At 73.2% G+C, this 21585-nt stretch carries 19 protein-coding genes; 10 read left to right on the top strand and 9 right to left on the bottom strand.

Annotation, left to right across the window (positions count from 1 at the left end; translation table 11 throughout):
- Positions 1 to 231: 231 nt before the first annotated feature.
- Positions 232 to 855: a pyridoxamine 5'-phosphate oxidase gene (gene pdxH / locus ACFWAR_RS09860; protein WP_385774984.1), complete on the top strand. Its 624-nt coding sequence runs from the start codon at positions 232 to 234 to the stop codon at positions 853 to 855.
- A 382-nt stretch (positions 856 to 1237) separates the two neighbouring features.
- Positions 1238 to 2557, top strand: a complete 1320-nt coding sequence (locus ACFWAR_RS09855; protein WP_385774942.1) for a PAS domain-containing protein — start codon at positions 1238 to 1240, stop codon at positions 2555 to 2557.
- Positions 2558 to 2589: 32 nt separating this feature from the next.
- Here ACFWAR_RS09855 and ACFWAR_RS09850 read toward each other — a convergent pair whose 3' ends face one another.
- Positions 2590 to 3345: an SIS domain-containing protein gene (locus ACFWAR_RS09850; RefSeq protein ID WP_385774940.1), complete on the bottom strand. Its 756-nt coding sequence runs from the start codon at positions 3343 to 3345 to the stop codon at positions 2590 to 2592.
- A gap of 212 nt (positions 3346 to 3557) precedes the next feature.
- Between ACFWAR_RS09850 and ACFWAR_RS09845 the strand changes: the two genes are divergently transcribed.
- Together ACFWAR_RS09845 and ACFWAR_RS09840 are read left to right on the top strand one after the other, a co-directional pair.
- Entirely contained in the window at positions 3558 to 4250 is a 693-nt protein-coding gene (locus ACFWAR_RS09845) for a metal-dependent transcriptional regulator (RefSeq protein ID WP_354381309.1), read from the top strand.
- A gap of 284 nt (positions 4251 to 4534) precedes the next feature.
- Positions 4535 to 5431 carry an alpha/beta fold hydrolase gene (locus tag ACFWAR_RS09840; protein WP_385774938.1) on the top strand — a complete coding sequence of 299 codons (897 nt, stop codon included), beginning with the start codon at positions 4535 to 4537 and terminating at the stop codon, positions 5429 to 5431.
- Between the two features lie 111 nt (positions 5432 to 5542).
- Here ACFWAR_RS09840 and ACFWAR_RS09835 read toward each other — a convergent pair whose 3' ends face one another.
- From ACFWAR_RS09835 to ACFWAR_RS09825, 3 genes are all read right to left on the bottom strand, one after another.
- Positions 5543 to 7153: a transporter gene (locus tag ACFWAR_RS09835; RefSeq protein ID WP_385774936.1), complete on the bottom strand. Its 1611-nt coding sequence runs from the start codon at positions 7151 to 7153 to the stop codon at positions 5543 to 5545.
- On the bottom strand, positions 7150 to 7968 hold the full coding sequence (locus ACFWAR_RS09830) for an ABC transporter ATP-binding protein (protein ID WP_385774934.1): 819 nt from the start codon (positions 7966 to 7968) through the stop codon (positions 7150 to 7152). Before ACFWAR_RS09830 ends, ACFWAR_RS09835 begins: the two co-directional genes overlap by 4 nt.
- 96 nt (positions 7969 to 8064) lie before the next feature.
- Positions 8065 to 8751 (bottom strand): bifunctional DNA primase/polymerase, encoded by a 687-nt coding sequence (locus ACFWAR_RS09825; protein ID WP_354381332.1) that lies wholly within the window; start codon positions 8749 to 8751, stop codon positions 8065 to 8067.
- A 292-nt stretch (positions 8752 to 9043) separates the two neighbouring features.
- On the opposite strand from ACFWAR_RS09825, the gene ACFWAR_RS09820 reads away from it, so the two are divergent.
- Both ACFWAR_RS09820 and ACFWAR_RS09815 read left to right on the top strand, forming a co-directional pair.
- On the top strand, positions 9044 to 10426 hold the full coding sequence (locus ACFWAR_RS09820; protein WP_354381314.1) for a transcriptional regulator: 1383 nt from the start codon (positions 9044 to 9046) through the stop codon (positions 10424 to 10426).
- 71 nt (positions 10427 to 10497) lie between these two features.
- On the top strand, positions 10498 to 12027 hold the full coding sequence (locus ACFWAR_RS09815; RefSeq protein WP_385774932.1) for a hypothetical protein: 1530 nt from the start codon (positions 10498 to 10500) through the stop codon (positions 12025 to 12027).
- Between the two features lie 58 nt (positions 12028 to 12085).
- On the opposite strand, the gene ACFWAR_RS09810 is transcribed toward ACFWAR_RS09815, so the two are convergent.
- The gene (locus tag ACFWAR_RS09810) at positions 12086 to 13402 is read right to left on the bottom strand and encodes an ABC transporter substrate-binding protein (protein WP_385774930.1); all 1317 of its coding nucleotides are present in this window, start codon (positions 13400 to 13402) and stop codon (positions 12086 to 12088) included.
- A gap of 207 nt (positions 13403 to 13609) precedes the next feature.
- Here ACFWAR_RS09810 and ACFWAR_RS09805 point away from each other — a divergent pair, with 207 nt between their 5' ends.
- The gene (locus ACFWAR_RS09805) at positions 13610 to 14056 is read left to right on the top strand and encodes a hypothetical protein (RefSeq protein ID WP_354381333.1); all 447 of its coding nucleotides are present in this window, start codon (positions 13610 to 13612) and stop codon (positions 14054 to 14056) included.
- Between the two features lie 37 nt (positions 14057 to 14093).
- Positions 14094 to 14969, top strand: coding sequence for a formyltetrahydrofolate deformylase (gene purU / locus ACFWAR_RS09800; RefSeq protein WP_385774928.1), 876 nt, complete (start codon positions 14094 to 14096; stop codon positions 14967 to 14969).
- Positions 14970 to 15080: 111 nt separating this feature from the next.
- Here purU and ACFWAR_RS09795 read toward each other — a convergent pair whose 3' ends face one another.
- Both ACFWAR_RS09795 and ACFWAR_RS09790 read right to left on the bottom strand, forming a co-directional pair.
- The gene (locus ACFWAR_RS09795; protein WP_385774926.1) at positions 15081 to 16406 is read right to left on the bottom strand and encodes a zf-HC2 domain-containing protein; all 1326 of its coding nucleotides are present in this window, start codon (positions 16404 to 16406) and stop codon (positions 15081 to 15083) included.
- Positions 16403 to 16966, bottom strand: a complete 564-nt coding sequence (locus tag ACFWAR_RS09790) for a sigma-70 family RNA polymerase sigma factor (RefSeq protein ID WP_385774981.1) — start codon at positions 16964 to 16966, stop codon at positions 16403 to 16405. Before ACFWAR_RS09790 ends, ACFWAR_RS09795 begins: the two co-directional genes overlap by 4 nt.
- Positions 16967 to 17243: 277 nt before the next feature.
- Here ACFWAR_RS09790 and ACFWAR_RS09785 point away from each other — a divergent pair, with 277 nt between their 5' ends.
- Entirely contained in the window at positions 17244 to 17768 is a 525-nt protein-coding gene (locus tag ACFWAR_RS09785) for an EF-hand domain-containing protein (protein WP_385774924.1), read from the top strand.
- Here ACFWAR_RS09785 and ACFWAR_RS09780 read toward each other — a convergent pair.
- Complete coding sequence (locus ACFWAR_RS09780) at positions 17738 to 18766, bottom strand: ArsR family transcriptional regulator (protein WP_385774921.1); 1029 nt, start codon at positions 18764 to 18766, stop codon at positions 17738 to 17740. The two genes, ACFWAR_RS09785 and ACFWAR_RS09780, sit on opposite strands and share 31 nt — an antisense overlap.
- Positions 18767 to 18952: 186 nt before the next feature.
- Between ACFWAR_RS09780 and ACFWAR_RS09775 the strand changes: the two genes are divergently transcribed.
- Positions 18953 to 19855, top strand: a complete 903-nt coding sequence (locus tag ACFWAR_RS09775; protein WP_385774978.1) for an aldo/keto reductase — start codon at positions 18953 to 18955, stop codon at positions 19853 to 19855.
- A gap of 16 nt (positions 19856 to 19871) precedes the next feature.
- On the opposite strand, the gene ACFWAR_RS09770 is transcribed toward ACFWAR_RS09775, so the two are convergent.
- Entirely contained in the window at positions 19872 to 21446 is a 1575-nt protein-coding gene (locus ACFWAR_RS09770; protein ID WP_385774919.1) for a class I adenylate-forming enzyme family protein, read from the bottom strand.
- Positions 21447 to 21585 lie beyond the last annotated feature (139 nt).

The following is a 21585-nucleotide window of genomic DNA, read 5'->3' as shown; positions in this document are numbered from 1 at the left end:
TCCTCAGATAGATGCGAACACGCGCGGCTCCCGGCGTGATTCGCGGTCCGGCGCGGTCATCCCCGTTGATGCCCGGCCGGGCCGATGGTCACCCTCGGGTGGACCAGCGGACCGGCCCCAAGATTTTGTCCGTTCCGGATGGCCTGCGGAAGCGTGACATGCGGCACACCCCCGCGGGGCGTCCTGCGGCAGGATGGCGGGGTGACAGACAAGGATCTTGACCCCGCACTCATGCGGATGCAGTACCGCTCGGAGATCCTCGCCGAGGACGGCCTCGCCGCGGACCCCATGGAGCAGTTCGCGCAGTGGTTCCGGCAGGCCGCCGACGCGAACCTGTTCGAGCCGAACGCGATGGTCGTCTCGACCGCCACCCCCGACGGGCGGCCCAGCTCCCGCACGGTGCTGCTCAAGCAGTTCGACGCGCGCGGCTTCGTCTTCTTCACCAACTACGGCTCGCGCAAGGGCCGGGAACTGGCCGAGAACCCGCACGCGGGCCTGCTCTTCCCGTGGCACCCGATCGCCCGGCAGGTCCTGGTGACCGGCAGCGCGCTGCGGATCGGCCGGGACGAGACCGCCGCGTACTTCCGCTCGCGCCCGCACGGTTCGCAGCTGGGGGCCTGGGCCAGCGACCAGTCCCGGGTGATCTCCTCGCGCGCCGAGCTGGACCGCCGTTACGCGGAGCTGGCGCAGCGCTACCCGGAGGGGGAGCAGGTGCCGGTGCCGCCGGAGTGGGGCGGGGTGCGGGTGGTGCCGCAGGAGGTGGAGTTCTGGCAGGGCCACGAGAACCGCCTGCACGACCGGTTGAAGTACGTCCGCGACGGCGAGAAGTGGCGCGTCGAGCGGCTCTGCCCCTGAGGGCGTGCCCCGCCCGACCGGGCGGGGACAGCAGGCGACCCGCGGGCTCGGGTTCCTCTCCTGCAGTGAGAGGAGCCGGCCGGACGTACCGGCGAGCCCGCGGGTCGGGTGACTGCTTGGGATTGGCGCCGACACCTGTCGGCACTGCACTGCTTGGGTGCGTACGACAACGGGCGTCAGCCCGCAGTCACCTCACGCGTCCGGTTGCCAGACATTTCCGGAACCACCTCCCTTCTCGTGTACGGCAGAGCCTAGGACGGCGCCGCACGCCGCTCAAGCGATTTAATTCGGGGGGAATCCGGGGAATCAGGTGTGGGCTGCGTCACGTTCCAGTTCAATGATCTGACGTGCCGCACACGCGAACACCTGCAGGGGGTCCCAGGTGAGTGCTTCCGGACGTAGCGAGACCACCGACGATCTGCTCGCCGCACTGCTGGACGGGATGGACGCGGCGCTCTGCGCGTTCGATGCCGACGGCGTGATCACCCACTGGAACCGCGAGGCCGAGCGGATCCTGGGCTGGTCGGCCGCCGAGGCGGTGGGACGGCGCGGATTCGCCGGATGGGCGGCGCGGGCCGCCGACGCGCAGGACGTCGAGGCCAGACTGATGGCCGCGCAGGACGTCCCCGGCCGCCAGGTGCACGAGTTCGCCCTGCTCACCAAGGACGGCGGGCGGGTGCTCGTACGGACCCAGTCGGCCGGGGTGCCGGGCGCGGGCGGAAAACCGGCCGGGGTGTACTGCGCGTTCAGCGAGGTGCACGCGCAGATCGACCTGGAGCGCTCCATCGCGCTCAGCGAGGCCCTGATGGACGACGCCTCGTGGGGGGTCGTGCTCGTCGACGTCGACCTGCGGCCCGCCGTGGTCAACGCGCAGGCGGCCGCCGCCTTCGGCTCGGGGCGGACCGCCCTGCTGGGCCGGCCGCTCGGGGAGCTGCTCGCGCAGGGCGTGGAGGAGCTGGAGGGCGCGCTCCAGCACGTCCTGGCCGAGGGACCGCCGCCGGGGCCGGTGGAGCTGTGGGTCTCCGTGCGCACGGCCGCCGGTGTCCGCCGGCGCTGCTGGCGCAGCGGCTTCCTTCGGCTGGCCTCGCCGCTCGCGGAGGAACCGGTGCCGCTGGGGGTCGGCTGGCTGTTCCAGGACATCACCGAGGCCCGGCAGGCGGAACTGGACACCGCGCAGCTGCGCTTCCGCTCCCAGCAGCTGCACCGGGCGGGCCGGGCGGCGGGGGAGTGCGAGGAGTCGGCGGAGGCGGCGTCGGTCCGGCTGGAGTTCGCGCTGGCCGGTTTCGCGGACCACGCGCTGATCGACGTACTGGCCGCGGACGGGGCGCGCCTGGTCCGCTCGCCGGTGTCCCCGTCCGGGGCGGTGCCCGCCGCGGGCCCGCTGCTGCCGGGGCCGGGGGCGATCCCGGTCCGCTACGAGCCGGGGCACCCGGCGCTCCAGGCGCTGGACCGGATCGGTTCGGTCCGGGCCAGCGCGCCGGGGGGCGCCGCGGCCGAGGGCTGGCTCACGGCCCGCCGGTGGCCGCAGGGCGCCGCGCACGCGCTGTGCGTGGTCCTGCGCAGCCGGGGCCGGAGCCTGGGGATCCTGACGTTCCTGCGCGGCCCCTCGCGCCCGCCCTTCGACCGCGCGGACGCCGCCTACGCCGAGGAGGTCGCCTCGCGCGTGGCCACGGACCTGGCGCTGTCGACCCCGGCGGCGTGACGGCCCCGGCGGGCGGGTCTCGCGGGTACCGCCTAGTGGCGGAAGAAGATCCGGTCGCCGTACTCCTGCATGACGCGGCCGTTCCACTCGTGCCCGCCGTCGACGTTGCCCGAGCGCAGCAGCGGCGGCTCGACGCCGCGGGCGGCCAGGTCGCCCGCCGCTGCGGCCATGACCGCCTGCATGATCGCGCTGGTCACGACCGTGGACGCCGGGGCGAAGGGCGCGTCGATCCCCGCCAGGCTCAGCTCGGCGTCACCGACCGCGATCTTGCTGTCCAGGACGATGTCGCAGTGGTCCTTGAGGAAGGTGCCCGAGACGTGCCGCGAACGGGTCTCGGTCGCGTAGGCCACCGAGGTCACGCCGATCACCTTGAGCCCGATGGCCCGCGCGTTCATCGCCATCTCGACGGGCAGCGCGTTGCGCCCGGAGAGGGAGATGATCACCAGGACGTCGCCGTCCGCGGCCGGGCTGCTGTCCAGGACCGCCCCCGCCAGGCCGTCCACCCGCTCCAGCGCGCTGCCGAGGGTCGCGGGCATGACGTCGATCCCCGCGGTGCCGGGGACGGCGAGGAAGTTCATCAGGGCGAGTCCGCCCGCCCGGTAGACCACGTCCTGGGCGGGGAGGGAGGAATGTCCGGCGCCGAAGGCGAAGAGCCGGTTCCCGGCCGCGACCGCCTCGGCGATCACGGCGCCGGCCTCGGAGATGTTCGACGCTTCCTCGTCCCGCACCCGCTCCAGGAGGCCGATGGCGGCATCGATGAACTGACCGGCCAGCTTGCTCTCGCTCATGCGCTGAGGGGCCCTTCCAGAGGTGGGGTGCGTCCGTGTCCGCCGCTCACCGTGCGGTCTGGACCAAGGGCGTGTCAATACCGACGTCAATCCAGGGGCGAAAGCCCTTGGAGCGGTCCAGGACGGGCCTTGACCTCCAGCACGGAACGGTTGTCGGCCCGATGCGTCAGAATTGGGTGCAGGGCCAGCGCACGATATCCCGAGGGGCACGAATGTCCGGACTGATCGATACCACGGAGATGTATCTCCGCACCATCCTCGAGCTGGAAGAGGAAGGCGTGGTCCCCATGCGCGCCCGAATTGCGGAGCGGCTCGACCAGAGCGGCCCGACGGTCAGCCAAACGGTGGCACGCATGGAGCGCGACGGCCTGGTGGCCGTCGCCAGCGACCGGCACCTGGAGCTGACGGAGGAGGGGCGGCGGCTGGCCACGCGCGTGATGCGCAAGCACCGGTTGGCCGAGTGTCTCCTCGTCGACGTCATCGGGCTCGAATGGGAGCAGGTGCACGCCGAGGCCTGTCGCTGGGAGCACGTGATGAGCGAAGCGGTGGAGCGGCGGGTGCTGGAGCTGCTGCGCCACCCGACCGAGTCGCCGTACGGAAACCCGATCCCCGGGCTGGAGGAGCTGGGCGAGAAGGCCGAGGCCGATCCCTTCCTCGACGACAACATGGTGAGCCTGGCGGAGCTGGACCCGGGCGCCGACGGCAAGACCGTGGTCGTGCGCCGGATCGGCGAGCCGATCCAGACGGACGCCCAGCTCATGTACACGCTGCGGCGGGCGGGCGTGCAGCCCGGTTCGGTCGTCAGCGTCACCGAGTCCCCGGGGGGAGTGCTGGTCGGCAGTGGCGGCGAGGCCGCCGAGCTGGAGGCGGAAGTCGCCTCGCACGTGTTCGTGGCCAAGCGGTGACCGTCCCTACCGCCGGTACGGACTGACGCTTGCGGTGTGGACGGTCCCGGCGCCTCGCGGCGCCGGGACCGGTCCTCCCCTGTTTGACCCGGAGCCCCGAGCTCTCAAGGTCATCCCCTCGGACCGTCTTCCCCGAGCGGCCCGCCTCCCGTTGAAGATCTCCCCTCGGCAGCGGCGGCCAATCCTTGAGCAAGGTCATTCGAAAGAGTGGTGTTGCCGTCGAGAAGGCTGTCTTCGAATGCGGGTTCGATAGTCTGGCGGGGAGCGAAGGGGGTGCATCTGCGGTGGTACAGCGCTTCGATGTAACGGGGTCCGACGGCGTACGCCTAGCGGCCTGGGAGTTTCGGGAACCCTCCGCCCCGGGAGCCCCGGCCGAGGGCTGTGGCCCGGGCTCCGGACCCGGGGTCCTGTTACTCCACGGGCTGATGGGCCGCGCCTTCCACTGGGCCGGTACCGCCCGCTGGCTCGGCGAGCGGCGCCGCGTCGTCGCCCTCGACCAACGCGGACACGGCCAGAGCGAGCGGCTGGCCAACGGTCCGGACATCCCGACCGCCTTCGCCCGCGAGGCCTTCGTGGCCGATGCCGAAGCCGTGGTCGAGCAGCTCGGCCTGGCCCCCGTCACCCTCGTCGGCCATTCCATGGGCGCCCTCACCGCCTGGCAGCTCGCCGCCCGCCGCCCCGACCTCGTCGAGGCCCTGGTCATCTGCGACATGCGGGCCTCCGCGCTCGGGGCCGCCTCGCAGCGGGAGTGGGAGGAGTGGTTCCACCGCTGGCCGCTGCCCTTCCCCACGCAGGACGCCGCGCGCCGCTGGTTCGGCGAGGACGATCCCCGGGTGGAGCGGCCCGATCCCGGGCGCGGAGCCTTCTTCGCCGAGGTGATGCACCAGGCGTCCGACGGGTGGCGCCCGCTCTTCTCCCGCCGGCAGATGCTCACCGCCCGGGAGACGTGGGTGCACGACGCGCACTGGGAGGAGCTGGCGCAGGTCCGCTGCCCGACGCTGGTGGTGCGGGGCCTGGACGGGGAGTTGGGGCGGGCCGAGGCGCAGGAGATGGTGCGGGTGCTGCCGGCCGGGCAGTACGCGGAGATCCCCGATGCCGGTCACTACCTCCACTACGACCAGCCGGGGGCGTGGCGGGCGGCGCTGGAGCCGTTCCTGGACGGGGTCACGGCCTCGGCCTGAGGCCCGGGCCGCGACCGGGCCCCCGGGCTCCGTCCGAGCCCGGTCCTCAAACGCCGGACGGGCTGGAAGATCCAGCCTCGCCGGCGTTTGAGGCGGCCCCGGAGGGTGGGGCTAGCCCTTGCTGACCGCGGTCAGGATTTCCGGGATGCGGCGGGCGACCGTGGGGGCGGCCAGGCGCAGGCCCGACCAGGTGGCCAGGACGCCCCAGGCGATGCCCAGCGGGAGCAGCAGCCAGGTGGCGTCCTGGTGGTCCGCCAGGTGCAACCAGGCCGCCAGCACGATCAGCGGCGCGCACAGCAGGGCCGAGGAGACCAGGCCGAGGGCGATGCCGATCCAGGCGAGGCCGGCCTGACCCGGGGCGACGTTCTTGAACGCGCCGTCGGTCGGGATGGAGTACGGGAAACGGGCCGAGGCCAGCGCCCCCGCGCACAGCATCGCGCCCAGTAGCCCCAGCGCGAGCCCGACGACCTCCGGCAGGGCGGCCCAGTCGCCCACCATCGCCGCCGTCACCACGGTCACGAGCACCGTGTACGGGACGGTGACCAGGGCCAGCGCGAGGGCCCGGGCGCGCATTTCGGCGTAGGCCTCGCGCGGGGTGGAGATGGTCTGGGCGACCATCCAGAACGCCGAGGTGTCCTGCCCGAACTGGTTGTACATCTGGACGCCCAGCATGCCCGCACCGAAGCAGGCCAGGTAGACCGAGCCGTGCCCCTGGAGCGCGTTGGCGACCGGGATGATCAGGCCGATGGCCAGCGAGCTCAGCCAGGCGGCCTTGGTCTTGGGGTCGCGGACGGCGTAGCGCAGGGCGCGCTGGACGACCGCGCCGGTGCGCCCGTCCGGGAGCACGGACCAGCCGCCGGAGCCCGCCTCGGAGCCGCGCTTCCTGCCCGAGTCGGCCGCCCCGATGGTGGAGCCGTCCGGGGTCACCATCAGCTTCGTCAGGCCGCGCTCCCAGAACCACAGCAGCGCGCCGATCCCGCCGACGGTCAGCGCGAGCTGGGCGGCGGCCACGGCGTACGAGCCCCGGCTCGCCGAGTCGACCATGCCGACGGCCGTCGCGGGCGGCAGCCACCGCACCACGGCCTCGACGGGTTCCAGGGCGGCCAGCCCGCCGGCCTGGAAGAGGCGCTGGCTGGCGAAGTTGGCGAACTGGGCGACGACCGCGATCAGCAGTCCGCTGAGCACGGCCAGGTCGCGGCCCTTGCGGCTGGTCAACAGCCGGACGTTGGCCGTGGCCACGGCCCGCGCCAGGGCGACGCAGCCGAGCAGCAGCAGCGGCACGCCGAGCACGGCGGCGGCGATGCCCGCCGGGCCCTGGGCCACCGCGGTCACCGAACCGACGGCGAGGCACAGCGTGAAGAGCGGCCCGATGCCGACGAGCGAGGACGCCAGGAGGGCCCGTACGAGCGGCCGCGGCCGCAGCGGCAGCATCACGAGCCGGGTCGGGTCGAGGGTCTCGTCCCCGGTGGGGAAGAACAGCGGCATCACGGACCAGAGCAGGGCCAGGATCGCGGCGAGCAGGACCACGACGGTGCCCGCGTGCGCGTTCCCGTGCAGTACGGCCAGACCGATCATCTGGAGCACGCCGACGCCGAGCGCCAGCACCAGCGTGCTGATGTAGGCGGCCTTCCGCTTCGAGGAGCCCTTGAGGCCGTTGCGCAGCAGGGACAGCTTGAGCCGGACGAAGACCGGCGTGAGCGATGCTTCGGCGGCCGCGCTCATCGCGAACCCGCCCCGCCGCCGAGCCAGTCCAGGGACTCGCCCGTGTCGAGCCCCTGGGCGCCGACCAGTTCGAGGAAGGCCTGCTGGAGGCTGGGCGCGCTGCCGCGCACGGCGTCGAGCGGGCCCGCGGCGCGGATCTGCCCGCCCGCCATGACCGCGACCCAGTCGCACAGCGACTCGACGAGCTCCATCACGTGGGAGGAGAAGACGACCGTGGCTCCGGACGCGGTGTAACGTTCCAGCACCCTGCGGATGGTCTGCGCCGACACCGGGTCCACCCCCTCGAACGGTTCGTCGAGGAAGAGCACTTCGGGGTTGTGCAGCAGCGCCGCCGCCAGGCCGATCTTCTTGCGCATGCCGGTCGAGTAGTCCACGACCAGCTTGTGCTGCGAGCCCGCGAGGTCGAGGACCTCCAGCAGCTGCGTCGCGCGCTTGTCGGTCTCGGGTCCCGGGACCCCGCGCAACCGGCCCATGTAACCGAGCAGTTCCCGACCGGACAGCCGCTCGAAGAGGCGCAGCCCCTCCGGCAGCACGCCGATCCGGGATTTCACCTGAACCGGGTCCTGCCATACGTCATGTCCGGCGACCTCGACCCGGCCCTGGTCCGGACGCAGCAGCCCGGTCACCATCGACAGCGTGGTGGTCTTGCCGGCCCCGTTCGGTCCGACGAGACCGATGAACTGCCCCGCGGGCAGTTCGAGATCGATCCCCGCCACCGCGATCTGCTCGCCGAAACGCTTCCACAGCCCTTCGACCCGTACGGCGGGGGCGGCTACCGATGCCGTGTCCCCCGTCGACAATGCCTGGTCCGGCATCGCGCCCTGCCTCTCGTTCTGTCCCCGTTGGTCGCGTTCACCTTACGAGGGCAGGCCGGGACGGCCGTAGGGCTGAATGTACCGACCTGGCGTCGATCAGCCCCGGCGGGCCCGGGCCGCCGCCGCCTCGCGCCCGCAGGCGTAGGCCAGTACGTCGATCAGCTCCTCGGTGTCGGGCAGCCACCGGTTCGCCGGGGTGGGGCGGCGGACCCACTGCACCTGGCCCCGGCCGCCGTAGCGGGTGGGCGGGGCGGCGACGTAGTCCCCCTCGCCGCGCGCGACGAGGTCGAGGGAGGCGGGCTGCCACCCCAGCTTGCGCAGCAGGTCGGGGAGCTTCGCCCCGGCGCCGGGCAGGACGAAGAACTGGATCCGGCGGTCCGGGGTGGCGGTCACCGGCCCGATGGTCAGGCCGAGTCGTTCCAGCCGCGCGAGGGCCAGGAAGCCGGAGACCTCGGGTACTTCGATCGCGTCGAAGGTGCGGCCGGTGGGCAGCAGGATCGACGCGGCGGGCTGGCGCGACCACAGTTGACGGACCCGGACCGCACTGCCCGAGGCCAGGGCCGCCCACTCCTTCACCCCGGGGTGCGCTCCGGGCTTCTCGCAGGTCGCGACCCCGCAGGAGCAGACCTCGCGGCCGTCGCCGGGCTCCAGCCAGGTGCCCGCGAACACGTCCCAGTGCCGCTCTTCCGCGTACCGCACGGCATGGTCCAGCAGCAGTTCGCCGCGCTGCTGGGGGATGGGCGCGGTCTCCGTGACTCCGATGGTCTCTTCCACGATCAGCACAACTACCGCGGTCACCGGGAGTTACGGGCGTAAACCGGCCGGTGGACGGAGCATCGATCCTGCATGTGGGGCGCACCGGTGCACGGGCGGGGGCGCGCAGGGGACCGGGAGCCGGGGGTTGGGTAGCGACAACTCGCAGCAGACCGGAGAGCGGCGGTCCACCACTTGCGTGACGTATGAGTGCACGACTGGGTACGACTCACCACGTTCCGGACGGTGTTCCGCATTCTTCGCAGATCAGCCGGGAAGTGATCACATGCTCGATCACCCGCGGCCAGCAGGGGGTTTACTCATGGCAGCCAGGCCTCTCGTCGCCCGCCAGCCGAACGAACGGTTGCAGGCACTCATCCAGGAAGCCGGCTGCTCCAACGCCGGCCTCGCTCGTCGGGTCAACATGTGCGGCGCGGAACACGGCCTCGACCTCCGTTACGACAAGACATCCGTGGCCCGCTGGCTGCGCGGACAGCAGCCGCGCGGCCGGGCCCCGGGGATCATCGCCGAGGCCCTGGGCCGCAAGCTCGGCCGGACCGTCACCATCGACGAGATCGGCATGGCCAACGGCAAGAACCTCGCCTCCGGCGTGGGCCTGCAGTTCTCGCCGACCGTCATCGGCGCCATCGAGCAGGTCTGCGAGCTGTGGCGCAGCGACGTGGGCCGCCGCGACTTCCTGTCCGGATCGACCGTGGCCGCCTCCGCCCTCGTCGAGCCCAGCCGCGACTGGCTGATCACCGGGGCCGACGCCCAGGTGGCCCGTACGGGCGGCTCGCGCGTCGGCATGTCCGACGTCGAGGCGGTGCGGGCCACCACCGACGCCCTCACGGACCTCGACCACCGCTTCGGCAGCGGGCACGTACGGCCCGTGGTCGTCCACTACCTCAACAGCGTGGTCTCCGGGCTGATCGGCGGGTCCTACCGGGAGCCGGTGGGCCGCGCGCTCTTCGCGGCGGTGGCCCGGCTCACCGAACTCGCGGGCTACATGGCGGTGGACACGGGCCAGCCCGGGCTCGCCCAGCGCTACTACATCCAGGCCCTGCGGCTCGCGCAGGCGGCGGGCGACCGCGCCTACGGCGGGTACGTGCTGGCCGCGTCCATGAGCCACCTCGCGGCCGAGCTGGGCAACCCGCGCGAGATCGCGCAGCTGGCCCGGGCCGCGCAGGAGGGCACGCGCGGGCAGGTCACGCCGCGGGCGGAGGCCATGTTCTACGCGGCCGAGGCGCGCGGGCACGCGCTGCTGGGCGACGCCCGGGCCACGGCGGTGCTGTCCTCGCGGGCCGTGACCGCGCTGGAGCGGGCCGAGCCGGAGTCCGGCGACGACCCGGTGTGGATCCGGCACTTCGACCAGGCCTACCTCGCCGACGAGCTCGCGCACTGCCACCGGGACCTGGGGCAGGCCGACGCGGCGGGGCGGCGGGCGGAGGAGGCCTTGCGGGCGCTGCCCCGGACCAAGGCCCGCAGACGAGCCATCGGGATGCTGCTGCTGGCGACCTCGCAGGTGCAGCGGCGGGAGGTGGAGCAGGGCTGCCACACGGCCGCGCAGGCGGTCGACCTGCTCTCCGGCCTGCGCTCGAACCGGGGCGCGGACTACCTCGACGACTTCCGGTCGCGTTTGGAGCCGTACCGGGAGGAAGCGGCGGTGCGGGAGTTCAGCGCGCGGTTGGAGACACAGGTGGCGTGACGGACACGGGGGGTGACGGGGTAGCGTGACCGACTGTTCCGTAGGGTCGGACGGTCGGATAAGGAGTCCCGGTGACGCAGAGCGGCGGACGAGGCGGCGACTCGCGGCAGCCCGCGGAGACCCAGCCTCCCGTGTACGAAGCATCCACGCCCCAGCCCCCGTCCCCGCCGCAGTACGGATACGGACACCCGCCCCAGGACGCGCCGCCGCCCGGCCACGTCCTGGGACCGGGGTACGAGGGCCCGGGCGCCCCGCACGGCTACGGCTACCCGCCGATCCCCGAGGCCGAGACCCAGTACATACCGCCGGTCCCGGCGCACCCGGAGCCGCAGTTCGGCGCCCCGGCGCACGGGGATGCGGCCACGCAGTACATCCCGCCCGTCCCCGCCGCTCCGGCGTACGGGGACGGTTCGTTCGGCGGTGCGGGCTACGGGGACGCGTCGTACGGCGATGCGGCGACGCAGTACATCCCGCCGGTCGCCCCGGCGCCGGGCTACGGGGAGGCGGCCACGCAGTACATCCCGCCGGTCCCCGCGGCTCCGGTGCACGGAGAGGCGGCCACGCAGTACATCCCGCCCGTTCCGGCCGGACCGGGGATGCACGAGGCGGCGACGCAGTACATCCCGCCGGTCGCGGCGGGCCAGGCGCCCGGCCAGGCCCCCGGTCAGGGGCAGGGCCAGCCGGACGTCTTCGACGGCCTGTTCCGCGGCGCGGGCCCAGGCGACGACCAGGGGCAGACCCAGGTGCTGCCGCCCGTCCAGGAGCCGGTGCGCAGCCAGGCCCCGCCGCCCGCGCCGCCCTTCCAGCAGCGCCGTCAGAAGCCGCCGCAGCAGCCCCAGCAGCCCTTCCAGCAGCAGCCGGCGCACCTCCAGCAGACGAGCGGCTTCCAGCAGCCCCCGCCGCCGCCGCACCGCCAGCAGCCGGCGCCCTTCCAGCAGCCGCCGCCGGAGCCCGCGCGCAAGGTGTCGCCCGTGGTCATCGGGGTCTCGGTGCTCGCGCTCGCCGTGGTCGGACTGGGCGTGGGTTCCCTGCTGGGCGACGGCAAGGCGCAGAACAACGACCCGGCGGCGGTGGACGTCTCGGCGAGCAAGCCGGCCGGTACCGGTTCGGCCAAGCCCCCGGCGGACGAGGCGCCGGTGGATCCGGCGCGCGGTCAGGCCGTACAGCTCGACAAGGTGCTCGCGGACAGCAACGACAGCCGGGCCACGGTGATCCGCGCCGTGGACGACGTGAGGTCCTGCAAGAACCTCGCGCAGTCGGCCGAGGACCTGCGCGACGCGGCCCGCAAGCGCGAAGAGCTGGTCACCAAGCTCCAGGAGCTCAAGACCGACAAGCTGCCCGACCACGCCAAGCTGACCGCGGCCCTCACCAAGGCGTGGAAGTCGTCGGGTTCGGCGGACCAGTACTACGCCTCCTGGGCGGACGAGGCCGCCGGCGACCGCAAGACCTGCAAGGACGGCAAGGCCAAGTCCACGGGCAACGCCAACAACGGCGACAAGGCGAGCGGCGAGGCGACCAAGGCGAAGGAGTCGGCCTCGGGCATGTGGAACAAGATCGCGACCCAGTACGGCCTCACGAAGCGGGACCCCTCCGACCTCTGAGCCGGAGCGCGGGCCGGGCGGCGCGCCCCGCGGCGCGCCCCGCGGCCCGCGCCGCGGTTCAGCTGGCGCGAGGGGCCGCCTCCAGGGTCTGGGTCATGTCCATAGTGCTCTCGCCGGGCTGCGCGACGATCCGGCCGTCCTGGACGATCTGGAAGGTGACCCGGCCGTTGGCCATGCGGGGGAAGCCGCCGACCGCGCGCATGTCCTGGTAGCGCCAGCTCAGGTCGGGGGTGAGGCCCCCGGTCTTGATCCCCGCCGAGTGGTTGAGGGCACGGGTGACCGTGCGGCCGGTGACGTCCTCGTCCTTGCCGAGGCGTTTGACGACCTCGGTCAGGACGGAGTAGGCGATCCAGGTGGTCTGGGTGCCGGTGTCGTCCGGGTCGACCCGGTTGTCGCCGAAGGCGTTCTCGGCGATGACCTTCCGCATCGGCTGCCACAGCGGGTCGCTCGCCACCGGGTACCAGCTGGTGACGTAGGCGCCCTCGAACTGGCTCTCCTTGCCGCCGGTGCGGTCCACCAGGGACTGGCTGACGCTGCCGAGGACGGAGGAGAGCTGCGGCTTCTTGGTCTGGGTGTCGAGTCGGCGGAAGGAGTCGAAGAAGGTCTCGGTGCGCTCGCCGAGGACGGCGGCCACGCACCCCTTCGACTTGTCCTTGCCCTTCCCGGCCTCGGTGAGGGCCTCGGTCGCCTGGGTGCCGTAGTTGGCGGAGTCCTCGGGCGCCCGGACGTCGGCGGCCTCGCGCTGCGGCTTGACGGCCTTGAACCCGGCGTTGAGGAGGATGGGCATGGAGTCGCCGGCGAGGGTGTCGGGCCGTACGAGCGCCACGTCCTCGCAGGCCTTGCCCAGCTGGTGCCCGGCTCCGGCGAGCAGCACCGGCTGACCGCCGTTGACGGGGTAGGACAGGGTGCTCTGGAACTCCTCGGCGGAGACGCCGTAACCGCCGACGAAGGGGATGCCCTCGGCTTCGAGCGGAGCCATGAAGGCGCGCCCCCACTGGCTGTACGAGCCCACGACGGCCACGGCCTTGGCGGCGATGGCCTGCCGGGCGCAGTCGGCGGCGCCCGTGGCGGTGTTGTGCTCGTTGCAGGTCAGGACGCGGAGCTTGCGGCCGTTGATGCCGCCCTTGGCGTTGATCCAACGCTCGTAGGTCTTGGCCATGGCGGGCATGCCGCCCATGTTGGTGGCCTTGGTGCCCTCGGGGGCCCAGGTCATGACGGTGATGGTGTCCCCGGAGCCCCCCGTGGCTCCGGGGACCAGGCCACAGCCGGTCAGGAGACACGCACCCGCCACCGTGCTCGCCGCCGTGGTCACCGCCCTGGTCAGGAGCGTGCGGGAGCGGTAGCGGGAACGTGGTGCTGTTCGCCAGTCGGTCATGACCCGTCACACTTCCGGCCCACGGGGAACTGAAGTGTGAGGTGTACACAACATCGGGTGACGCCCGGGTGAATTGCCGGGGGACCCCTGGTGGGCAAGGCGGGCAAGGGCAGGCAAGGCGGGCGCGCGGGGGAACGTACGATCGAGCGCGTGACATTCGACCCAGGTCCGAAGAACCCTTCCCGCCGCGGCCGCCGCTCCTCCACCATGGGCGGCATGCCCCTCAACGACATGCCGTGGTGGCGCTGGCGCACCAACGTGCGTTCGGCCCTGCACATGCTCTCCGACCCGGCCTTCCAGGAGGACACCTGGCTCGCCGGGCTCGACGGCTACGGTGACGTCACCGACGCCGTCTACCGGCTCGTCGAGGACACCTGGCTCGACAGCTGGTCCGCCGAGAAGTACGTCGGCACGATCTTCCGCGACTCCCAGGAGGCGGCCCTCGTGGACCTCGCCGTCCTGCGCGTGCTGCGGATCCTGCACCAGGTCGGGCCGGACGCCCCCGTCTCCGTCTACCTGGAGCACCACGGCTGGCCGGAGGCGGTCCGGGCGGCGCGCGAAGCGCACGTACGGCTGGCGGCGGCCGACGGGGAGGACCCCGACGTGCGCCCCCGCTCCCTCGACGTGTTGAGGATCATCACGCGGGCCGCGTGAGGCGAGGTGGGGCCGGGATGTGAAAGTCTTGCCGGTCATGAGCGACGACCCGCAGCAGAGCGAGCCCCAGCAGTACGTACTGACCCTGTCCTGCCCCGATAAGCAGGGCATCGTGCACGCCGTGTCCAGTTACCTGTTCATGACCGGCTGCAACATCGAGGACAGCCAGCAGTTCGGCGACCACGACACGGGCCTCTTCTTCATGCGGGTCCACTTCTCGGCGACGCCGCCGGTGACGGTCGAGAAGCTGCGGGCCAGTTTCGCCGCCATCGGCGACTCCTTCCGGATGGACTGGCAGATCCACCGCGCGGACGAGCGGATGCGGATCGTGCTCATGGTGTCGAAGTTCGGGCACTGCCTGAACGACCTGCTCTTCCGCTCGCGGATCGGGGCGCTGCCGGTCGAGATCGCGGCCGTGGTCTCCAACCACACCGACTTCGCCGAGCTGGTCGGCTCGTACGGCGTGCCCTTCGTGCACATCCCGGTCACCAAGGACACGAAGGCGGCGGCCGAGGCGCAGCTGCTGGAGCTGGTCCGGGAGCAGGACGTCGAGCTGGTCGTCCTGGCCCGGTACATGCAGGTGCTGTCCGACACCCTGTGCAAGGCGCTGAGCGGGCGGATCATCAACATCCACCACTCGTTCCTGCCGAGCTTCAAGGGCGCGAAGCCGTACCACCAGGCGCACGCGCGGGGCGTGAAGCTGATCGGTGCCACCGCGCACTACGTCACGGCCGACCTGGACGAGGGCCCGATCATCGAGCAGGAGGTCGAGCGGGTCGGCCACGAGGTGACGCCGGACCAGCTGGTGGCGGTCGGGCGGGACGTCGAGTGCCAGGCGCTCGCGCGGGCGGTCAAATGGCACAGCGAGCGCCGCGTCCTCCTGAACGGCGCCCGCACGGTCGTCTTCGCCTGAGCCGGGGCCCCGGGAGCCCCGCAGGGGACAACGGCCCTGGCGGGCCGCCACGGGCTCGGCCCGGACCTGCGGCTCGGGCGCCCGCGGGGCTGGGTTCGGCTGCCGACGGAGTCACAGGCGGCTCAAGGAGGCGGCTGCGGTGAGGACGTCGTGGATGGCTTCGCGGTCGCCGTGTTGGCCGGCGGCCGCGTCGTCCGGGGAGATCCGGCCCGCGGCCAGCTGGCAGAACTCGACGCCGTCCAGCGCGATCTCCGCCACCGTGTGCTCCGCGGAGGTCGCCGCCGCCGGTGAGTCCAGGGCGATGTCCCAGCCGCCCCCGCCCGCGCCCTCGATCTCCAGGTGCAGCGTGCGCCCGGGGGTTCCGGCCGCGACCAGGCGGCGCGGCGGGGCCGCCAGGCCCGACCGGCGGCGGTCCGCCAGCGTGCCCGGGAGCAGCCGCGCGGCCAGGTCGATCATGCGGTGCAGGTGCGGCCCCGACGGCGGGTCGTACGGGTAGTCCACCGCGTCCGCGATGTCCCACGCGTGCACCCAGCACTCGAAGGCCCGCTCCAGGAACGCGTCACCGAGCGGCAGCGCGAAGTCCCCGTACCCCACGGCCAGCTCCGCGACCCCGTGCCCGGCGAAGGACACGGTCCGCACCAGCGTGTGGCCCTGCTCCCGCCACGGCTCGCGGACCTGCCGGGTGACCGGGTGCGGCGAGGAGGTCCAGAAGTGCTCGGTGCGCCGCACCGCCCCCGACGGCGCGTCGGGCCCCAGCGGGTCGTCCAGCCCGAGCGCCGCCGCGATCAGGCCGTCGACCGACAGCAGGTGCCCGATCACCCCGGCCACCGTCGTCCGCCGGGACTGCTGGCCCTCGTCCTCGAACCACTTCAACCGCACCGGCGTGTGCCACTCCGCGTCACCGAAGTCCCGCAGCAGCGCGTCGAGCCGCGCCGTCTCGGTGTCGTACGGGCTCGCCCACCCCGGCACCGGGATCCGCGCGGGCCGCTTGCCCAGGCAGTCCTCCAGCACCCGCGACCGCAGCAGCGGCTTGAGGTCGAGGCTCTCCTCGGGCCGCAGCAGGCCGACCGCGTCGCGCAGCCGCAGCGCCTCGTCGGCGCAGGGCGCGCACTCGGTGAGGTGGTCCTCGACGGCCTGGGTCTCCTCCGGCGAGCACGCGGCCAACGCCCAGGCGCCGAGGAGGGACTTCAGCACGGCGTGCGTGGGCGGGGGCATCGGCGCGACCGGTGCCGGAGGTTCGGGCGAGGGCGAGGGCGCGGGTTCGGGTTCGTCGACGGGCGGGGTCGCCGCAGGGACCGGCGGCAGGGGCGCCAGCGCCGTGGGCAGCCGTTCCCAGTCGTCGGCGGCGTCGCGCGGACCGGGTATCCAGGCACTGGTACCGGAGCGCTCTCCCCGGCCTTCGTACTCGTCGTCATGTGACTCGGCGCGGCCGTTCATCGGGTGCTTCCGTATCCGGGCGGGGAGAGGTCTTCCTGCGGCAGGTTGTTGGCGGTCGACAGGAGCTGGAGGCCGAGTCTCAGCCGCCGCCGCGCCTCGTCCTCGCTGATCTGGAGGTCGGCGGCGGCCTGCCGGTAGTCGCGCCGCTTGAAGTAGGCCAGCTCCAGCGCGGCCCGCAGTGGGGCGGGCATGGAGGTGACGATGTAGTCGGCGCGGGCGGCGGCGTTGGCGCGGCGGACCTTCTGTTCCAGCTCCTCGCGGGAGCCGCGGCCCAACTCGGCCTGGCGCAGCCGGGCCACGGCCTGGCCCTGGGTGATCCGGGCGACCCAGGAGCGCATGGAGCCCTGCTTGGGGTCGTAGGCGTCCGGATTCTCCCAGATGTAGCCGAACACCTCGCGGGTGATGCGGTCGGCCGCCTTCTCGTCGCGCAGGACGCGGTGCGCGAGGCTGTGGACGAGCGAGGCGAAACGGTCGTACAGCTCTCCGAGCGCGGCGGCCTCGCCGCGCGCGAGCCGCTGCTGCATCCTGCGGTCCCAGCGGGGTGGTGCGTCCTTCGGCATGGTGCCCCCAGCCATGTGTCGACTCCTTGAATGTAGTGGGCACATGGCCTCGTGCGCCTGTTTCGGGGCAAGTCCGCCCCGGAACCCCACCCTCCGTGATATGGGACCCGACGCTGCGTCATGGGCACATCTGTACGCGCCCCGTCGCGCTTCCCGTGCGCGGGTTCGATGCGGCCACCTGCTTGCCGACTTCGCTTAACGCGCAGGCCACCGAGGGCTTACGCTTCCGCCTGTCTTGATCTGAACCCCACCGCACATGTGAAGGCGGAAGCCGAATATGGACAGCGCAGAGTACGAGCGCAAGATCGCCGCCCGATTCGCCACTTTCGACCAGGACGGCAACGGCTATATCGACCGCGAGGACTTCAGCGCGGCCGCGAAGTCCGTGCTGGCCGAATTCGGCACCACGGCCCGCTCGGACAAGGGCCAGGCCGTCTTCAACGGCGCCGAGGCCTTCTGGCAGGGCATGGCCGGGATCGCCGACGTGGACGGTGACCAGCGGGTGACCCGCGAGGAGTTCATCACCGGGGCGGCCAAACGACTGCGGGACAACCCACGGCGGTTCGCGGAGATCGCCCGCCCCTTCCTGCACGCGGTGATCGCGGTGGCGGCGGACGGCGAGGGCGGCGCGGGCACCACCCCCTCCGCCGCGGCGCGGGTGCTGCGCGTGCTGGGGACCGCACCGGAACTGGCGGAAGGCGTGGCGGCGGCCCTGGACGCGGACGGCGACGGCCGGATCTCCGAGGACGAGATCCTGGCCGCCTTCGCCGGTTACTGCGGAGTGGCGGCCCCGGACGCCTGAGCGGCCGAAGCCGCCCGGAGCAGGGTGTCGGCGGCGGCCGTGCGGGCGTAGAGGACCGAGCGGCCGGCCCGGTGCGCGCTGACCAGACCGGCCCGCCGCAGCGCGGTCAGGTACTGGGACACCCCGGCCGGGGACAGCCCGGTGCGGTGGGCCAGTTGCGTGGTGGAGGCCGGGGTGTCCAGCTCGGTCAGCAACAGCGTCCGGGAGCGCCCGAGTACGGCGCTCAGCGCTTCCGGGTCGGCGCCGGGCCCCGGCGCCCACAAGGTGCCCGCCCCGCGCGCGGGGTAGGCGAGCTGCGGCGGATCGGGCGGGACCTGGGTCGTCAGCAGCCGCGGCCCGGTGAAGGCCGAGGGGACCAGCAGCAGCCCCGGGCCGGTCGTGGCGCGGGGCATGGGCCTGCTGCGCCGGACCAGGTGGAGCGCGTTGCCGTCCCACCGCACCGAGGCGTGCAGGTCGTCCAGGACCCGACCGGCGCCGTGCGCGGCGACCTGGCGGGCGCGGTACAGGACGTCGGTGTCGAGCACCGCGCGGATCCGCGCCCAGTAGGGGGCCAGCGCCAACTCCCAGTACGCGTCGATCTCCTGGGTGACGCGGGCGAGCCGGGCCCGCGGATCGTGGTGCAGGGACCGCAGCCGGGGCCCGGGCGGCCCCTGGTGGTGGGCGAGGTGGTCGAGGTCGCGGCGGACCCGGTCGGGGCCGGTGGCCCGGATCGCGGCCAGCTCGTCGGCCAGCGCCGGGGCGGGCCCGGTGGGGGCGGGGGTGAGGAAGTACGGGAAGAAGCCCGTCGGCGGGAGCAGCTCCGCGAGCCGGCCCCGGTCCAGCCCGGCGGCCACCACCCGGGGCCGGACCTGCTCGATCCACGGCCGGTGCACCGGGGAGGCGCCGGCGCGGCCGGTCAGCAGCCGGAAGCTGGTCGCGACCTGCCACATCGGCGAGACGGCGAAGCGCACCTGCGCCAGGTCGCTCGCCGAGAACGCCAGCTCCGCCAGGACGTCCACCCCCAGGATTCACACATGCCCGAATCTTTGGCGGTCACCCTATCGACTGACGATCATTGCGGCATGACCTCGTACCCCACCGCGACAGCGGCTTCAGACGTGACCCCGCACGCGAACCCGATCACCACCGCCCCGATCGGCGCCCCGATCAGCGCTCCGATCACCGCGGCGGCGGCCGGCACCTGGATGCTCGGCGACCTGGAGGTCAACCGGATCGGCTTCGGCACGATGCGGCTGCCGCAGACCGGCGAGGCGCTGATAGCCGACGCCGTGCCGCGCGACCGCGACCAGGCGGTCGCGGTGCTGCGCCGGGCGGTCGAGCTGGGCGTGAACCACTTCGACACCGCCGCGTTCTACTTCTCGCGGCTCCTGTCGGCCAACGAGCTGATCAACCGGGCGCTGGCGCCGTACGCCGACGACGTCGTCGTCACCACCAAGGTCGGCCCGGGCCGCGACGCGAGCGGCGAGTGGGAGCAGCACGCCCGCACCCCGGCGCAGCTGCGCGGCCAGGTGGAGGAGAACCTGCGCCAGCTCGGCCGGGACCACCTGGACGTGGTGAACCTGCGCGTGGTGGGCGAGGACTCGGTCGCCGAGCGGTTCGGGGCGCTGGCCGACCTCCGCGCGGCGGGACTGATCCGGCACCTGGGACTGTCCAACGTCCGCCCCCACCAGCTCGCCGAGGCCCGCGCCATCGCGCCGGTGGTCTGCGTGCAGAACGCCTTCGGACTGGGCAGCGCCCCGGCCCAGGCGCGGTTCCTGCGCGAGTGCGGCGAGCAGGGCGTCGCCTTCGTGCCGTTCTACGCGATCGCGGGCACCGGCCGCACGGCGGGCGCCGGTGGTGGCGGCGAGCAGGGCTACGCCCCCGACGGCACGGGCGACGGGGCCGTGCGCGCCGTGGCCCGCGCCCACGGGGTGAGCGCGGCGCAGGTCCGGCTGGCCTGGTCCCTGCACCAGGGCCCGCACGTGCTGGCCATTCCCGGCACCGGCGACCTGGACCACCTGGCCCAGAACGTGGCCGCCGGGGCCGTCCGGCTCTCCGCGCGGGACCTGGCCGCGCTGGACGCCGGTGCCGAGGGGGCGGCGGGCTGAGGGGGCGCGGGGCGCCCTACGCGTAGCGCTTGCGCAGCTGGTACTTGAGGACCTTGCGCAGGGCGTCGTTGCGGGGCAGGGCCTCCACCAGCTCCAGCTGCTCGGGGAGCTTGTGGGTGGCCAGGCCCTCGGCCCGCAGGTACGAGGTGACCTCGGCCAGCGTCAACGGCGCGGCGGTGGGCGGCTGTTCGACGACGGCGCAGACGCGTTCGCCGCGCTCCGGGTCCGGCAGGCCGATGACGGCCACGTCGCCGATGCCCGGCAGCCGGTGCATGAGGTCCTCGATCTCCTTCGCGGAGATGTTCTCGCCCTTGCGGATGATGACGTCCTTGCTGCGGCCGGTGAGCACCAGGTAGCCGTCCTCGGTGAGGTGGCCGAGGTCGCCGGTGACCAGGTAGCCGTCGGCGTCGAAGACCTCGGCGCTCTGGTCGCGGTTCAGGTAGCCGCGGCAGACGGCCTCGCCGCGCAGCCGTACCTCGCCGTCGGTGCGGGCGGGCAGGGGGCTGCCGTCGGGGGCGGTGATGCGGATGGACATGCCCGCGGGCGGCCGGCCCTCGGTGGTGGCGAGGTTCTCGGCGCTGTCCAGCGGTGACCCCATGGTGATCATGGGGACTTCGGTCATGCCGTAGCCGTGGGTGAGCTGGCAGCCCAGCTCGCGGACGACCGCGTGGTAGATCTCGGGCGGCTTGGGCGCGCCGCCGCCGGCCAGCAGGCGCAGGGTGGGGATCAGCGGAACGCCGGGGGCCTTGCGCTGCTCGGTGAGGAACATCGAGTAGAAGGCGGTGGAGCCGCCCGCGATGGTGACGCCGTGGCGCCGGTACCCGGCCAGCGCGTCCGGCATCGCGAACTTCTCGAAGAGCACCGCGGGGAAGCCGTACAGGAGCAGCATCACGGTGTAGTCGGGCCCGGCGATGTGGGCGAAGGGGAAGGCCATCGAGCCCACGTCGGCGGGGCCCAGCCGCAGGGCGTGGGCGAGGCAGGAGCCGCCCGCGATCAGGGAGCGGTCGGTGTGCAGGACGCCCTTGGGGTCGGAGGTGGTGCCCGAGGTCCAGTAGATCCAGCGGACGTCGGTTCCGGAGGCGGGCGGCGGGGGCAGGAGCGCCGGGTCCCCGTCGGGGAGGTCGGCGTAGGCCTCGAAGATGCCGCGGGCGCCGAGCCGTTCGGCCATCGCGGTGTGGTCGTACCCGCGCCAGACGCCGGGCACGGCGAAGAACTCGGCCTTGGACTCGCGCAGCGCGAAGCCGACCTCGCGGTCCCGGTAGAAGGGGATGACGGGGGACTGGACGGCGCCGATCCGGGCGAGGGCGACGGAGAGCAGCACGGTCTCGATGCGGGTGGGCAGCTGCCAGGCGACGACGGTGCCGGGGCGCACGCCCATGGCGTACAGGCCCGCGGCGACGCGTTTGGCGCGGTCGCGCAGGGCGCCGAAGGTCAGGGTCCGGTCGTCGGCGGGGCGTTCGGCGGCCTCGACGAGGACGGGGGCGTCCGGGGTGAGGGCGGCGCGGCGTGCGATCAGCTCCCAGAGGGTGGGGGAGCGCTCCAGGTCCCGTGCGGTGTCCGTGGCGCTGTCCCTCGCGGTGTCGTCCGTCATTCCCGGCCTCCCCGGCTCGGCGCGCGGCCCATTTCTGATGGGACGTCAGATACAGCGCAGAGCGTAGGGCTCCGGCGCTTGTCGGTCCAGGGGTGGCGGAGCTAGCTTGTTTCTGACGACCCATCAGATGCATCGGATG

Origin of the sequence: Streptomyces sp. NPDC059917 (assembly GCF_042730635.1) — a bacterium.
Lineage (GTDB): Bacteria > Actinomycetota > Actinomycetes > Streptomycetales > Streptomycetaceae > Streptomyces.
This window is presented reverse-complemented; position numbering and strand designations above follow the sequence as displayed.